This window comes from Cytobacillus citreus, assembly GCF_018343665.1.
GTDB lineage: Bacteria > Bacillota > Bacilli > Bacillales > Cytobacillaceae > Cytobacillus > Cytobacillus citreus.
This window is the reverse complement of sequence record NZ_JAGYPM010000002.1, coordinates 811,120-826,633: the sequence shown is the minus strand read 5'-3', so window position 1 is coordinate 826,633 and position 15,514 is coordinate 811,120. Positions and strand designations below refer to the sequence as shown.

Genomic DNA, 15,514 nt, shown 5'->3' with positions numbered 1-15,514 from the left:
CTGAAACTCCCATAGCTAAAGCAATGGGGTTCTTGAGCGACTAGCTTGTTTCTTCTATACTCTCCCCTACTTTAATATACAAATAGGGTACAACATACAGACACTACAAAGCGTTTGCTCAAGACTTCTACAGCCAAACACCTCAGCGGTGCTTATCGACTGCATGGGCTCGTTTCTAACCCAACATTCCTTTAAATTCCAAAACTACTTATTTTGTTTTGATTACTTGATTTTATTCGTATAATTTCTATGTCATGTAGTTTCTTAAAATGATCATATTCATCCATACATAAATGCCTATTAATGCTATCAAGAGATTCCGTTACATTTTTTATGAGATAAGCAGAGTACAAATCACGTTGGACACGTTCATTTCTTATAAGATTCCATCTTTCAGACAAGGATTTCTTTTGAAAGGTGTCCGTCTCGTGATGATACTGACTAGCTTTTACCTTCGAGGTGTTGATCTTTTTCAGTTCTATGCCGAAGATAGATAGCTTTTGTTCTAAAATGGTTATAAGCATAGAGGGCGCTTTCCTAGCTATAGATTTTCCAAACCGTTTCTTTCGGCTGAAACGTCCGTTCTTGTTTCTAGTTGTTTCTTTTGCCCGTTTTTGAAGTGTTTGAAAATTCATAGTTTCAATGAAGAATTCATCACCTTGTTCTATTATTTGATTCGCTAAACGACAATGGTCTTGTTTTCGATAGACGGATTGAAGTCTATTCCTCTCTTGAAAAGTTGCCTTTAGCTTGCCGTACCGTTTGGATTGCACCCATTTCTTTGAGGAGCGATTGATGGTTCCGTCTTTATTAAACTTCTCTGGATTCATGGCCCTTCGGCTTCGGTCCATGGACCGTTGAATTAGACGGATTTCTTTTTGAATATGTATGACACTGGGAGCTAGTTCAACTAAAGATGCTTTAGAATCTGACACAATCGCGGCTGTTTGTGTACCAATGTCAATGCCAACTCTGCCTTTTCCAAGTTTGCCTTTTATTCCAACTTGATTATATTTTTGAGGAGGTGTACCTTCCAAGATCAGTTGAATTTGATATCGAATGGTTCCTTTCATAAAGGTTCGCAAAATCCGGGAATATTTTACTCTGCTTTCTAGAGCAAGAAACGCATAGTCATCCTTTGGTTTTATTCGAACAGGCAGCTCTAATCCCAGCCAATGAATCTTTCTATCTTTATAACGAATACCAGCGGCGTTCGTTTTTCCCTCTACAGAATTCAACTTTCCGAATCCTTTAAAAGACACTTTTGTCGCCGCCCCTATTTGTTTCTTTTTAACTGCATGGTATGCACGAGATGCGAGTTTTTGAGCTGTATGAGAATCAATTAAATGTTTAAATCGAGTTTGCATGGACTTTACATATGTATGGAGTGCGTATTCCTCTAATTTAAATCGTTTGTTCAATAGACGGAATGGAGTGGATCGTAGTTTGCGTTCTGATGGGGTCGATGAAGGAAGTTTACGGGCTTTCTGATAATCCTTAGATTCTTGCATGACTCGCAATCGTTTATCCGCTTCTGCTAAACATGCATTATAGATTTTTCGAGCAATCTCAAACCTTTTTTCAAGAATATGGGCCTCATGATGTCGAGTTTGAAGAGGAAGTGTTATTACATAACTGGACGTAGAAGAAGCCACGAAGCAGCCTCCTTTCCTTCTCTTGCATTTTAATATATGAAAATCGTTTAATAGATTTTATTGATTATCCACCGCAGTTGGAACCTAAAGAACATTTCTATCATAGTATATCAGATTTACAGAATAAAGAACATATGTTTCTATATAAATCTTCAGATACTTGAAGTACGCTAACGATTTTGACCTTTTAGCGGTTCTCCGTATCTGACCTCACTTTCATCCCAGTCTAAAGACGGGCTATGCCCGGTGTGGGCTTTCTCGTTCGGGAAATCTGTAATAAACAAGCCTAATATATTTTTCGAAAAGATATAGATGACAATAATTATGATTCCGCTAATAACATAGTTAAGCAAAACACCTGTCCTTATAACTTGCTTTAACCGATCAAGCTGATTAGCACCAATAGATTGTGCAGCAAAAACAGAGACAGCAATGCTTAGACTGATTGCTGGCATTTGCACATAACTTGCAACTTGATTAACGACCCCATATGCTGCCGTCGCATCAGAGCCATACCGATTTACAAATGAAATAACCGCAATTTCTGATAGCGAAAGGAGGATCATGCTAATACTCGCTGGAATCCCTAGACGGAGCAGCAATTTTAGCAATCCTCTATCCATGCGAAGATACTGACGAATCGATGCATCTAATTGAAGTGGATGCTTTACTTTATGCAAGTAAACTAGCATGATAATAAATGTTAAGAAAGTCGAGAGTAAGGATGCATATGCAGCACCATAGACACCGAGTTTTGGCAATCCAATCCATCCAAAGACTAATGGAGGTAAAAAAGCCAAGTTGAGCACTGTACTGACAATGAGAAAATAAAAAGGAGTTTTTGAATCACCTGTCCCACGCATAAAAGTTGTGTATACAGAGTACAAAAATAATACTGGCAAGGACCAGAACAAAATCCTAGCGTAGTGAGCACTTACTTCAATAATGTTATCAGGTGTGCTGATTAAGCGAAGGATATCCATCGTGAAAATTCCACCAATCACTGCCAATACTATACCCAGTAAAAAAGTGAATGTCAGTGTTGTCCCCACAACAGCCTTTAACCGCTCTTCATTTCTTGCACCGAATGCTTGACCTATTAATATTGAACTTCCAGATCCTATTCCGATTGCAAAAGAGATTAGCAGAAAAAATAAAGGAAAAAATGCTGAAATAGCAGCTAGTTCATCTACACCAAGCCATCGTCCAACAATGACCATTCCAAAAAGCTGACCAATTGATTGTAAAATATTACTGAGGAGCAGAGGAATTAGAAATAGAAGCATCGGTCGCCATACATGCGATTGACTTCCTCCCTTCCCCTCTGCACTCGTAATTTCATTCATTTTATTTTGTGTAGATTCCAAGTTTTATTCCTCCTTTTAGAGGGACTTTTCCTGATTATAACCACGCTCTCCATACGGCTGCAGCTGATTCAGCCACTTCTCTTCTAGCTTCTTCAACTCACGTTTCTCATCAAAAAAGCCTTCTTTTTTCTTTTTCAGCACTTCGAGAATCTCAAAGATAAAGGCACCCTTTCCAAATTGTCTCCATTCCTCCTGAAGCCTTTTATTTGTATCTGTTCCCATCTCTAAGCTGAATTTTTTTCCTTTTAATGTCCTTGTATTTCTCGTACTCCCAATAAATAATTTTCCATTTTGTGTATTTTTTATCTGATAGACGCCAGCTTCCACTTCCGTTTCTTTATAAAGCTGCTTTAGTTCTTTTTTTCTATCCATGATTCAACCTGCTTTCTTTCATTATTTTTTCAGCCAATATTGGCTCCCGTCTGACTTTCGATCTAAAAATCCATATTCAATCAAATATCGTCTTAGCAATACATAGTCATGGTACGATTCGTTTAAGACCTGATTAATTTCCTTTTCGGTGTAGATCCTTCCATCTTCAAAATGATCAGCAATGGCTCGAAGGACAATAAGTTTATGCTTTTGTTTTAGAGGAAAGGTGTTCAATTGCCCCTTCGTCCCTTCAGGAAAATACTTCAACAATAATTCCTCGTTTTCTTCCTCTGTCACATTGTAGCGGTCATCGACCATCCTTGCTGTTTTATGAACATCGATAAAGGTGGGAGCATGCTGGTCCTTCTCCTTCAAAAGCTCCATCATTGTCAAAAACAACTTTGCTTGGCGTTCTTTTTCTTTTAAAACAAAGCGATGATTTCGAATCGTGGAAGCACTCCCGATACCCATTTCCTCTTGAATATCTGCATCGCTTTTCCCTTCATAAAAAAGGCGGAGAAGACGATTTTGATGATCCGTAAGGCCTGTAAGCTTTTTATCAAGATCAATTAAGTAAGAAAAAACAGATTGATGGGCAATTTCAATATGAAGTCGCATATACTTTTCTGACTCATAAAAAACACCCTCTTCTTGATAGACAATCCCTTTTTCTATTTGCTTTCCGCATAGCAGGCACATATGAGAATTCTCATCTTGAATATACCCGCGTTTCAGCTCCTCTAAGGAAGCACTCCAAAAAAGCTCCGACAACTTCACTATATAGTCACTCCACTCGTTTGTTTGGGTTATAACAAACATATTATATTTTTGTTTATTCATTGTCAAACATAATTATATTGCATCTAGGAAAGTTATTAAATTTTAACTCATTTTTCTAAACATTTTAATCTGCTCCTTTCTTAGAGCAACAAAAATAGACGTGCTCCTACTCAACGAATAGAACCAACGCCCGAAGCACATTAAAAAGATATGCTCTAATAGATTAGTACTCAGTTAAGTTGATAATTTCAACTAGTCAAAGTATACAGGAGAAGACAAGATTATTTTATTTTACAGAAAAACCATTATTTAAGAATTTATTCTCTTAAATAGTTAAATTAAAATAAGCCTTTCCATCAAAACACTGATACAACGTTATGGAAATTCTCATATTAAAATCCTAATTTCTCAGTAAAAATGAAAAATCAAGCTTTTTTAGTAGGAAAAGGACGTGAAGAAAGCGAAATAGCTATACAGAGATCATTAAAAAGGGGAGGTTTTTTACTTTGGAACAAACAATTATGCACCATTTGGAAACAGTGCGCAAAATAACTGAGCAAACGATGAAGAAAATTCCAGAAGAAATTTCAGATATCATTCCAGAAGGTTTTAACAACAATATTCGTTGGAACTTTGGACACATTGCATTCGTACAGGAAAAGCTCGTCTTTGAACTTTTAGGTGAAGAGATGAATTTTCCGAAAGATTACGAGCAGCTCTTTGGTGCTGGAACGAAACCGGCAGAATGGAAAGAAACGCAGCCATCATATGCAGAGATTGCCAAGATTTTGACGGAACAAAAAACGAGAATAAAAGATTTTCTTCAAGGACGTTTGCATGAAAAGCTGCCAACTCCATTTACAAACCGAGTAGGCATTACATTTTACACAGTTGGTGAGGCATTTTTGTTTAGCTTTTACCATGAAGCATTACACATCGAAACGATTAAGCGATTATATCGATCTATTTCTTCTATATAACTTTCTTTTAGACGGCATGGGGTCTTGCCAACAGAATCTGAAGTTGGGAAGACACCTCATTGTTAATAGTCAGTTCACCATTTTCTTATTCAACTATATGGCCTTTAAAAGCAAAAAGAACGAAATCCTTACTACAGGATAGCGCCCAATTGAATAAACCACTAATTATTTTAGCTGTTATTATGAAAAAACTTTAAGTGTGTAACTTCACAATATAGCTTTTATAATAGTTCCTATTCCATTAACAGCCACCAATAACGGTGACTGTTAATTTTTTACAATTAAATATCATATTTACTTTTAAATTCAAAAATCTCATCAACAGCCTGGTGATATCCACCCGATTTTTGAAAGGATTCCCTTATATTTGAAACAGCTTTATGGAAAGATGGGTTGTTTAAGACATAATCTGCGGCTTCACGTAGTTGATTTGCAGTCAAGCCTAGCATTTGTAATTTAATACCGGCACCGATATTGGCAACTTGCCCGGCAATGATCGGCTGATCCGCACTTTGTGGGATTACAATGAGCGGAACCCCGTAATAGAGACCTTCATGGGTACTGTTCATTCCACCATGTGTAATAAATAATTTAGTATATTTAAGTACCTCTGTTTGTGGAACATAATTTTTTACAATGAAGTTTTTAGGGATCTCCCCTAAATCAGATATTTGAGTTTTTTCCCCAATCGACATGACAACGGTATCATCAGTGTTCCCAAAAGCCTTAAAACAAAGCTTATAAAAATCAGTGGCTTGGTTAAAGACGGTACCAAGAGAAATATAAATTGGTCTTTTTCCCTTGATTGCTGTAAGGTCAAAGTTTTCTTGAATTAATCGTGTAGAGATGGATGGACCTATAAATTTGTAAGTTTGGTCGAATGCTTCTCCAAAAGGTTGAAACTCCTTAGTTGTATAACAGATTGTAAGTGGTGCAGGATTACAAAAAACTTCGTAAGGAGAATGGATCTCGACATCGTATTTTTCCTTCACCATTGCCGTCAGGCTTTGATGTTTATCGTTTATTTCTTTAACAAATTCTGCAGGAATGTTTTTAGAGAGCTGTTCTAACATTTTATCAAATGATACCTTTGTCTGCGCAAAGGAAGTACAAGAATTGATTGCCGGAAGCTTAAGGATTTGGGCAAGTAAACGACCACAACCAAACATAGAATCATGGATGATGTAATCAAAATGTTCTCCTTCAATCTGTTCAAGCACGCTAGGTATGACAATATCTGCCGTAAGTAAAAGACCGTTAATTCTTTCAAGTAAATAATTTCTTCCACCCGAGATAAAGGCTTTTATAAATTTTTGACCGTCCAATGTTCGAACAGTAGCTCCCGTCTTCTCAATTCGCTCTCGAAAAGCTTCTATCGTAAAGTACACTACCTCTTCGCCGCGCGTAATAAGCTCTTGCACAACTCCAATAGTTGGATTGATATGTCCTTCTGATCCGGCATTAATAAATAAAACACGTGCCATTTTCACCACTCCTTAGCTAAAATGTTTTCTAGTTTGTGTATAAGTAAGAGTCACTGTCCCATCCATTGAACTTAAATAATGGCATTAAATTTATCATAGTACAACACTTGAAATCTCAAACTTTTAAACGAAGTTATTTAAAAAGCTCTTCCCTTTAAGAAGCTTTATATAGCTTAATCGTTTTCGAATTTTCCTTTTTTCAGGTATCCATTATCATGTAAATGTTTCAATCCTGTTAAAAATAAATTAAAAAATAGCTCATAATGATTCTTTCCGTAAGATTCATTTTATAATGCCACTAGATGATTATACTTCTAGCCTAAGGAAGGAGATCGATTATGAAAAAAATGATGTTTACATTAATAGCCGGTCTAATGGCCGTTGTTTTAGCAGCATGCGGAGGAAATGAAGAAAGTAAAGAAGCTAAAAATGATAATAAAGCAAAAACAGCGGAAACTGATCAGCAGAAGGAACAGCAAAAGCAAATGGAAGAAATGCAAAAGAAATTAGAAGCACAGCAAGTAGATGAAAAGAAAACTGTTGCCATAGTGAATGATAAAAAAATTTTAGGAAGCGACTATAATAGCGCCTTAGCATCTACACAAGGACAAATGCTGCAAATGGGACAAGATCCGACTTCTAAAGATGCTGCAGAGCAAGTGAAAAAACAAACAATTGACAGCTTAGTCGGACAAGCTCTTCTTCTTCTAGAGACAGATAAAAAAGGCTATAAAGTTTCAAAGGCAGATATTAATAAGCAGCTGGACGAAACGAAAAAGCAGTTTAAAACAGAAGAAGAATTCAAAGCCGCTCTTAAAGAATCCGGCATGGATATGAAAACACTTGAAACTCAAATAGCTGACGATATTAAACTTAAACAATACATTGAGAAAGAAGTACCTGCTGGTGAAATAACCGATGAAGAAATTCAAAAAGCGTATGATCAATATGCGGAACAAGGAAAGAGCACTGGACAAGAAGTTCCAATGCTTGAAGAAGTAAAACCGCAAATCGAACAAGCTCTTCAACAGCAAAAACAGCAGGAAAAACTCGTTCATCAGGTTGAAGAGTTAAAGAAAAATGCGAAGATTGATATTAAGATTTAAGATGTTACACACAAGAAGGTTGGCCAGTTTTTTACTGGTTGACCTTTTTTCATTTGGTCTTATTCTTTTAAATACTCTGCTTTACTCACGATTTATCCCCCCTAATAGTGCTGAATCAATTTTTTGTTTATACTCCAACCAATCTTCAAGCAGTTCTTCATACTTGGCACGACCACTTTTGGTAATTCGATAATATCTCTGGTTTCTTCCTTGAAAGGGCTGATCAACATGTATTAAATAGTCGGTATGATTATTATGAGAGGGTTATTGGACATGTGTGGTTCTAATCTTTTCTAACAAAAATAGGCTGAACCTAGAGGTGGAACAGCCTGATAAAATACTTAAATAAATACTTCTTTTCTAAGAAGGAAGAACATTTCGCACAAAAAAAATTCTGGCCTACTTCCTATTAGAAGGATAGGCCCAAATTTTTTATTACTTATGAATTTCATCATATGCTTTTTTTATGTCTTCTACTGTTTTATCCAGTTCTACTCCCCAATTATCATTAATCTTCTTTAGAACAACTTGGCCATTTGTATCAAGAATGGCATAGCCTCTATAGGCGACATCTCCATTTTTCATTCCTATTTGATCAATTAATTCTAGTTCCGGATCAGAGACAAATGGAAGACTCTTTCCGAAAAAGTCATCAAGTTCTTTGTATACTTGTTTCTGTTCTTCTGGTTGATCACTGCTAATTATATACATTTCCATATCCATGCCGTCTAACTTTTGAAGCTCGCTATGCAACTCAACTAGTTGCTGGTGGCAGGTACCTCAGGTGTATGTTGTAATAAAAAAGAATAATACAGGCTTATCCTGTGGGAATGTTACTTCATTGTTATTATGGTCCAACAATGTAATGGATTCATCTATTTTTTTTGGTCCGCATGCTGATAACATAAGCATGACTACTGCTAAAATGATTAAGGTTTTTATTTTCATAACTGCCCTCACTATTTTGTATTACTCAGCCTCAGATACGACTGTAAAACGTTCATTTATGTGCTTCGGATTTTCAATTTCGTCTACTACAGCAATCGCATAATCCGCATAGCTAACATAGCTATCACCTTTAGTATTTACAATGAGGTTGTCTTTTCCTTTTTGACAAGCACCCCTTCTTTTACCTTCTGGGTTAAAGATGGCCGTTGGGCTATGGAAGGTCCACTTAATTTCAGTCGTTTTTTGAAGGTCCTCCAGGTTTTTACCTTGATTAAATGCTGTTGCAAAATACTCTTTAGGGAATTCTGGGGTATCTAGTAAACGTGTCGTTTTACCTTCATCAACAAATAGGCTTCCTGCTCCTCCAACGACAAATAATCTTGTTTCAGGAGCACCCTTTAAAGCTTCAATTAAAGCTGTTCCAGCTTCCACATGAAGATTCTCTTGTCCTGGAACTGCACCAAAGGCATTAACTACTGTATCAAATTGCTTTAGATCTTCTGCCTTTAATTCTAACACGTTTTTTTCCAAAACAGTTACAGTTGTATCCGTTACTTTTGAAGCATTTCTCACAATAGCTTTAACTTCATGACCTCTATCCAAAGCCTCTTTAAAAATAAGGCTACCTGCTTTTCCTTTTTGCTCCAATCACCCCTATTTTCATTTAAAAAACCTCATAGTTTTTATTTTCACGGCATGATGAGAAGACATACATTATTAATTTCTTACTTTTAACCATTGTAATTGTAACAGTTACAATTACAATTACAACAAAAATAAAAAAATTAGATGCTTTATCCAATTTTTTTATTTAAAAACGTGATGATATCCTCCATCGTTACTTCTTTAAGTACCAATTCCATAGCTTCTTGAGCCTTCATTAAAATCAATTCTAGCACGGATTGAATAGTAGCTCCGACAGGACAGCTAGGATTTGGGTGGTCATGGAATTGGAATAATTCGCCTTCTTCAACAACCTCGACTGCATGATATACATCAAGAAGGGTAATTTCATTTAAAGGTTTTTGAATCTCAGCTCCACCTGTTCCTCTGCGAACTTGAATTAATCCTGCTTTTTTAAGCATACCCATCACTCGCCGAATAACGACCGGATTTGTTTCACACTCCCCGCAATCCATTCAGACGTACAAAGTGTACTCTTTTCAAAGTTTACGAGAGATAAAATATGGACAGCTACAGTAAACCGGCTGCTGATTTTCATATGCCTTCGTCTCCTGATGTAATCATTAAGTTACATCATACACTAAGTGTCAAGATAAAAATCCAATAAGTACTGAAAACACCAAAACGACTAGTTTATAATGTCGTTTTGGTGTTTCATTTTTAGATCACTTTTTTTCCATAACGGCAAAGTAATTTTCTTCATTATCAGCAAAGTTAAATACTCTACCAGAAGGCATATTAACAATTTCCCCGACTTTAATATTTTTATCTGTAAAATCTTTATATAATTCATCAAGGTTTTCTGAGTAAAACATTAACGACGGTGTACCAAGATTTAATTCCGGAGACATCTTAGCAATTAATTCCTTATTGTGGAGGACAATACTTGTTTCTGCATCCTTTCTTGGAGCAATTTCAATCCATCTCATTCCTTGGCCAGTATCTACTTCAGAAACTACAATAAAACCAAACTTTTCTGTCCAAAACTTCACTGCCTCATCTTGGTTGTTTACATAGAGCATAATTTGTCCAACTTTATTAATCATTTTCTCATCTTCCTTTCTGCTAAGACAGGTAATTTTAATATTTTGTTCCTTTGTGAATTTCATTATACTTTGGTAGATTCACTTATCATACTGCTAATTTCGACAAAAATAATAGAACAATTAATATTGATTTCATATTCACTTTTTTTATAATAGATCCAGATTGTTAAGCAATGAAGCTGCATTTTTTTGAATCTCAATCACCAAATGCAAAAATCAGTTCTGTCTCACAAACTAATTCTCCATCAACAGTAGCAATACCTTTCCCTTTCCCAATAGGTCCTTTCAGACGAGTGATTTCTACCTCAAGACGGAGTTGGTCTCCTGGTCTGACTTGACGTTTAAAACGACATTTATCAATTCCTGCTAAAAGTCCTAGTCTCCCTTGATTTCCTTCTTTTGTTAGCATCACCACTGCACTAACTTGAGCTAATGCCTCTACAATTAGTACCCCTGGCATAACTGGGTAATTGGGGAAGTGCCCAGTAAAAAAAACTTCATTTGCTGTCACATTTTTTAAACCAACAGCGCTTTTTCCCTCTTCTAATTTCAGAATCCTATCTACTAATAGGAAAGGATAGCGATGTCTTATAATTTCTTTTATTTTTTGAGTATCGAACATATGAAGCCTCCATTTCAACTATTTGAATAGTCACATTAGATATTTTCTTATTTTTTATTATACCAGCTGGTGTTAGTACCTGATAATAAAAAAATGATTGTTTTGTAAAGCGGCAAAAAAAGACTTTTGTGTTGAAAAAGACACAAAAGCCCGAACTTTTTTAGTAGATCCTTCGCTTAACATTTTTGATCACTACTTTACTATGAGGAATGCTAGGCATGCTAACCATGCTGAAACTTAAATCCTGATCAGGAACTTCATAATCTATTCGATTTGCTAGATAATCAAGATTCACTTTCATGACTTCAATGGTGACCCACTCACCGGCACAGCGATGTCCCATAAAGTAATCACCACCACCCTGCGGAATAAAGTTGAAAGGGCTGCCATCCCATTTTGCAAAACGATCCGGATTAAACACTTCAGGATTGTCCCAAATTTTTGGGTCGTGATTTGTACCGTAAATATCCAGCAAAGTTAATGTTCCTTCTTCAAATTTATAGCTCTTCCAGGTGAATTCTTTTTTTACCAGTGCTACAACAAAAGGAAAAAACGGGTAAAAACGTCGAACTTCCTGTACAAACATCTGAGCATATTTATCTTCTCCAGATTCAAGTTTTTTTCTTTCTTCCGGATAGTGATAGACTGCCAGCGCAGTGAAATTGATAAATATAGCAATTGCCACAATAGGTCTTAAGATATTGATCACTTCCACTGCAGCGGTCTCTAAATCCAAAAGATTCCCTTCTAGATCACGATGCCAAGCAAATCTATGCAGTGTAGAATTTTCAGGAGGATTCACTTCCTTAGCACGAACTTTCTCAATAAGTTCTCCGATCCATTTTTCTACTTGATTCCGTGCATTTCTCCCTAGCCAATGAGAAGGACCAATTGAAGCTGCGGACTCGAACATTGCCCCTAAATCTTTTGTCAGCCCCTTTACTTCATCTTCTTGTACAGGGACACCTGCCCACTCGCAGGCAGTTCTGCACATAATTTCCTGCGCTTCTTCATAAAGAATAACCTTATCCATTTGTTCCCATTTATCTACTGCTAATTCCCACTGTTTCTTTGTAATAGCGGTTAATTTCTCAATTTCGTTAGGAGACATAATCGACATAAACATTTCCTTACGATGTTTATGAGGCTGTCCATCTAACGCCTGAACACCATTCTTGCCAAACAATGTCTGTACAACTCGGTTAGGTGCGGCATCTTGCCTATTGAACTTATCCGTGTCATAAAAAACTTCCGCAGCTTCCTTTCCGCCCATACAGATTGCTTTCTTTCCAAGCAATCGGGTCTCGAAAATATCAGAATTAAAACTGTGCCGTCTGTTTAAAATGTACAAATATCCTTCTCTTAAAAGGCTCAAACTATGGTCTATTCCTTCTTCCTGTGGCATTTGATTTGTATGTGGCATATAAACCAGCTCCATTTTCCTAAAGTAATAGTCTTATTATTTATAAATTATTCCCTATTTACTCTCGAAAAAAATTAGATCTAGTCTACATGGAACAACAAATACTCAACTATAACCAGCTTGTGGCCAATTGTCTCATCTTTAAAATAATCATTTTATGTTTCGTTTCATTTTGGTTTTGGAGAAGGGCTAGTATTTGTCTCTGAACTTCCTGCTTATTTAGATGAAATACCAAGCCAATAAATTAAATCCTCTATTTCGCCAACCCCTAGATTTCCTCCAGAAATTAAAACAGAAAGTCTGGACTGAAGTGAAGATCCTCACGTATATTTCTCCTTTTTAATTTTCGGATGTATCGGGATTCCTGTCATGAATATCCTAGCGTTACTGACTCCCTTTTTATTCAATATGCCGTTCTTGGCAACCATGACTATGTTCTACAAAATCTTTAACAAACACACTTGAACGATATAACTGCAAGGTGCTCCAAAACAATAATGACGTGATCCATGTTAGTGGAAATCCCGTTTATTTTTATCTGAGTGTGAAAAATTATTTGTGGAAAAATCCCACTGAAAGTAACTGTTATTTAGAATAGATTGGAAACGATAAAAATGAGGTAAAGGAAAGGATTCCTCTAGATTATGGATTGGGTTTATGTTAACTTTTTCCTAATTTTAACAATAACACCTTTTCTATACCAAAAATTGGTTGCATGTTTCTATTCAAAATTCAACACCCTATATCATGTTAAACCAATTAAAGAGGAGGAGTCTTAAATGACAGTCATCACAAACTTAAAACAAACGATTTCAGGGTTAAAAAGTGCACAAGCAAGCTTGGAGGGTTTTGCGCTTGACACTGACAATCAACAGGCAAAGCAATTATTTCAAAGTACATCTCAACAAACTCAACTTATTGTTGAACAACTAAATACACGACTTCAGCAAGTTGAACAAGAAGAACCACAATACAAACAATAATTTTTTAAAGAATAATTTTGCAATTAGAAAATAATTCAACATTTTCTTTAACAATCAAGTAAAATAAACGCCAATTTATTACACAACATTAGAAGAGTAATGAGGCTGACGCAAAAGGTCGTTTTTAACGACTTTTTAGGGTCAGCTCTTTTTTATTTGGTTCTTTTTCGGATAATTATTGATCTGATATACGAAAGGGGGACTGTATTTCTCTTTTAATGTGCTATTTTTGACTTTTTTTTAATTGTGGGATACACAAATAAGACCCCATTCCACTGTTTTTTGGAAAGGCCTCTTAATGAAAAACGTTGGATGGCCAAATACTGGTTACACATCGATTTTTTCTTGTTTTTTTATGTAAAAAGAGGGTGTCCAAAAGCTAAGCTTTTAGGACACTCTCTTTTACTTGTTTTGATGTCTTTTCTAATTGCTAAAACGTGTACTTAAACTGAGGAGAAAACTTATGTTTTTTTTCCAAATATCCCACGCAAAAGAACCCCTTAACATTATGATATTCCTCATGCATTTTTTCTTCGTCGATAAAATTAAACCATTTACCGATTTTTTAAGGGTTCTAGAACACCAAAAGCATCTCGAACACAATTTTTGTTTTTTGCGTAAAATTTCTTCTTTAGCATTTCAAATATAAGGACACGTATTAAATCCTGCTTATATAGCATATGTATAAGTACATGCTATGCGGTTCTTTTAGAACGGTTATTTAATCCCCTTTTTCCATTCGATTAGAAAGGAGGATAATTAATAAAGTTGGAATGGTTCAGTTCTTTCTTAATTTTTAATTTGATTGGAATAAGTACAAATATAGACAATATCGGTGTTGGAATTGCCTATAGGCTTAAAAATATAAAAATACCTTTTTGGTTCAACCTGATCATTAATGTTATTGGATTCTTTTCTACAATCAATACTCTTCACTTATAGCTGGGTTTATTTTAATTATAATCGGATTTAAGCAATTATTTTAAACTTTTGTTGAAACTTCCCTTTTAGATTGCCAAATCTCTATCAAGTTAATTTAGAACATAACACGTCATTTTTATCAACTTCTAGTTTAGTGACTTTTCTTCGATTAGAGGAAGTAAAAGCATGCATTTCATTTTTAAGTCTTTAATGATTAAACGACCATTAACTGAAAGGATAAAGTTGTAGAATATGGTAACGCTAATTTTTTCAACTATCATTTTTTTTGTAGCTACAAACATTGATGACATTTTCCTCTTGATGACTTGGTTCTCACAAGCAAAGACAACAGAACAGAAACGATTTATTGTGGCTGGACAATACTTGGGATTTATTCTTCTTCTTACCATAAGTATAATTGGAGCATTTGGAGCTTTACTCATTCCTAAAGCATGGATAGGTATACTTGGATTAATTCCTATCTTTATTGGAATACAATCACTGGTATCTTTGTGCCAAATGAGGAAAGATAAATCTAATCGATTTGTTTGGTTATTAAAAACTGCCTCAGTCACATTTGTTAATGGTGTTGATAATATAGGTGTTTACATTCCTTTCTTTTCAGCCAATAGTTTACGGAATATTATTCTTATTATGGTTATCCTTTTAGCACTCGTTGCAGTTTTGTGTTATTTAGGTAATGCCCTCGTACACCAACCGTTAATAGCTCAGACTTTAGAACGTAAAGGTCACATTATTGTTCCTTTTGTATTAATAGGATTAGGTACTTTTATTTTGATTAAACATGATACGTTTCGTTACGTTTTTAATTTCTAATTATCAATTAATTACCAGTCAAAAATGGCTGGTTTTTTATTTCTAAAATAATATAACAACTGACTCTTATAATATGATAAGTTAATGGTCGTCAAGCCGTAGTCTTACAATCGTAAGACCCTGCATCCCTAATATAGTCAGATTCATTTTAATTCTGATTGCCTTGATCATGACAATCTAGGAGTTATTGAGTAATAACAGTAATGTCTAAGCTTAGAAAACACGGCAATCACCGAATACTTCTTTTATATAATGAGATCTTCCTAGCAGTAATTTTATCAAAAAAATGGAGAATAACAGAAGAAA

Annotated in this window: 12 protein-coding genes and 4 pseudogenes; 4 read left to right on the top strand and 12 right to left on the bottom strand. The window is 35.4% G+C overall.

Going from position 1 to position 15,514, the window contains the following annotated elements; genetic code table 11:
• Positions 1 to 191: 191 nt before the first annotated feature.
• The 4 genes and pseudogenes from KHA94_RS10020 to KHA94_RS10005 form a co-directional block, all read right to left on the bottom strand.
• Positions 192 to 1,655 carry a transposase gene (locus tag KHA94_RS10020; RefSeq protein ID WP_213101964.1) on the bottom strand — a complete coding sequence of 488 codons (1,464 nt, stop codon included), beginning with the start codon at positions 1,653 to 1,655 and terminating at the stop codon, positions 192 to 194.
• 272 nt (positions 1,656 to 1,927) lie between these two features.
• Positions 1,928 to 3,001 (bottom strand): annotated as a pseudogene (locus tag KHA94_RS10015) (MATE family efflux transporter); the annotation flags it as partial.
• 36 nt (positions 3,002 to 3,037) lie between these two features.
• Entirely contained in the window at positions 3,038 to 3,394 is a 357-nt protein-coding gene (locus tag KHA94_RS10010) for a GIY-YIG nuclease family protein (protein ID WP_213101963.1), read from the bottom strand.
• Between the two features lie 21 nt (positions 3,395 to 3,415).
• Positions 3,416 to 4,171, bottom strand: a complete 756-nt coding sequence (locus KHA94_RS10005; RefSeq protein WP_213101962.1) for a DUF2087 domain-containing protein — start codon at positions 4,169 to 4,171, stop codon at positions 3,416 to 3,418.
• Positions 4,172 to 4,680: 509 nt separating this feature from the next.
• On the opposite strand from KHA94_RS10005, the gene KHA94_RS10000 reads away from it, so the two are divergent.
• A complete protein-coding gene (locus KHA94_RS10000; protein WP_213101961.1) occupies positions 4,681 to 5,154 on the top strand; it encodes a DinB family protein in 474 nt (157 codons plus the stop codon).
• 281 nt (positions 5,155 to 5,435) lie between these two features.
• Here KHA94_RS10000 and KHA94_RS09995 read toward each other — a convergent pair whose 3' ends face one another.
• Complete coding sequence (locus KHA94_RS09995; protein ID WP_213101960.1) at positions 5,436 to 6,638, bottom strand: macrolide family glycosyltransferase; 1,203 nt, start codon at positions 6,636 to 6,638, stop codon at positions 5,436 to 5,438.
• A 338-nt stretch (positions 6,639 to 6,976) separates the two neighbouring features.
• On the opposite strand from KHA94_RS09995, the gene KHA94_RS09990 reads away from it, so the two are divergent.
• Positions 6,977 to 7,744, top strand: a complete 768-nt coding sequence (locus KHA94_RS09990; RefSeq protein WP_213101959.1) for a SurA N-terminal domain-containing protein — start codon at positions 6,977 to 6,979, stop codon at positions 7,742 to 7,744.
• Between the two features lie 435 nt (positions 7,745 to 8,179).
• Here KHA94_RS09990 and KHA94_RS09985 read toward each other — a convergent pair.
• The 7 genes and pseudogenes from KHA94_RS09985 to KHA94_RS09955 all read right to left on the bottom strand — a co-directional run.
• Positions 8,180 to 8,512: pseudogene (locus tag KHA94_RS09985) on the bottom strand (redoxin family protein); the annotation flags it as partial.
• 12 nt (positions 8,513 to 8,524) lie between these two features.
• Positions 8,525 to 8,692 (bottom strand): hypothetical protein, encoded by a 168-nt coding sequence (locus KHA94_RS09980; RefSeq protein ID WP_185150647.1) that lies wholly within the window; start codon positions 8,690 to 8,692, stop codon positions 8,525 to 8,527.
• A gap of 21 nt (positions 8,693 to 8,713) precedes the next feature.
• Positions 8,714 to 9,356: pseudogene (locus KHA94_RS09975) on the bottom strand (NAD(P)-dependent oxidoreductase).
• A 130-nt stretch (positions 9,357 to 9,486) separates the two neighbouring features.
• Positions 9,487 to 9,914 (bottom strand): annotated as a pseudogene (locus KHA94_RS09970) (Rrf2 family transcriptional regulator).
• A gap of 127 nt (positions 9,915 to 10,041) precedes the next feature.
• Positions 10,042 to 10,422: a VOC family protein gene (locus tag KHA94_RS09965; protein ID WP_213101957.1), complete on the bottom strand. Its 381-nt coding sequence runs from the start codon at positions 10,420 to 10,422 to the stop codon at positions 10,042 to 10,044.
• Between the two features lie 196 nt (positions 10,423 to 10,618).
• Positions 10,619 to 11,044 carry a 3-hydroxyacyl-ACP dehydratase FabZ gene (gene fabZ / locus KHA94_RS09960; protein WP_213101956.1) on the bottom strand — a complete coding sequence of 142 codons (426 nt, stop codon included), beginning with the start codon at positions 11,042 to 11,044 and terminating at the stop codon, positions 10,619 to 10,621.
• A gap of 160 nt (positions 11,045 to 11,204) precedes the next feature.
• Positions 11,205 to 12,467 (bottom strand): CYP152 family fatty-acid peroxygenase CypC, encoded by a 1,263-nt coding sequence (locus KHA94_RS09955; protein ID WP_213101955.1) that lies wholly within the window; start codon positions 12,465 to 12,467, stop codon positions 11,205 to 11,207.
• 779 nt (positions 12,468 to 13,246) lie between these two features.
• On the opposite strand from KHA94_RS09955, the gene KHA94_RS09950 reads away from it, so the two are divergent.
• Together KHA94_RS09950 and KHA94_RS09945 are read left to right on the top strand one after the other, a co-directional pair.
• A complete protein-coding gene (locus KHA94_RS09950; RefSeq protein WP_213101954.1) occupies positions 13,247 to 13,450 on the top strand; it encodes a DUF1657 domain-containing protein in 204 nt (67 codons plus the stop codon).
• A 1,173-nt stretch (positions 13,451 to 14,623) separates the two neighbouring features.
• The gene (locus KHA94_RS09945) at positions 14,624 to 15,208 is read left to right on the top strand and encodes a cadmium resistance transporter (RefSeq protein WP_213101953.1); all 585 of its coding nucleotides are present in this window, start codon (positions 14,624 to 14,626) and stop codon (positions 15,206 to 15,208) included.
• Positions 15,209 to 15,514: the final 306 nt, after the last annotated feature.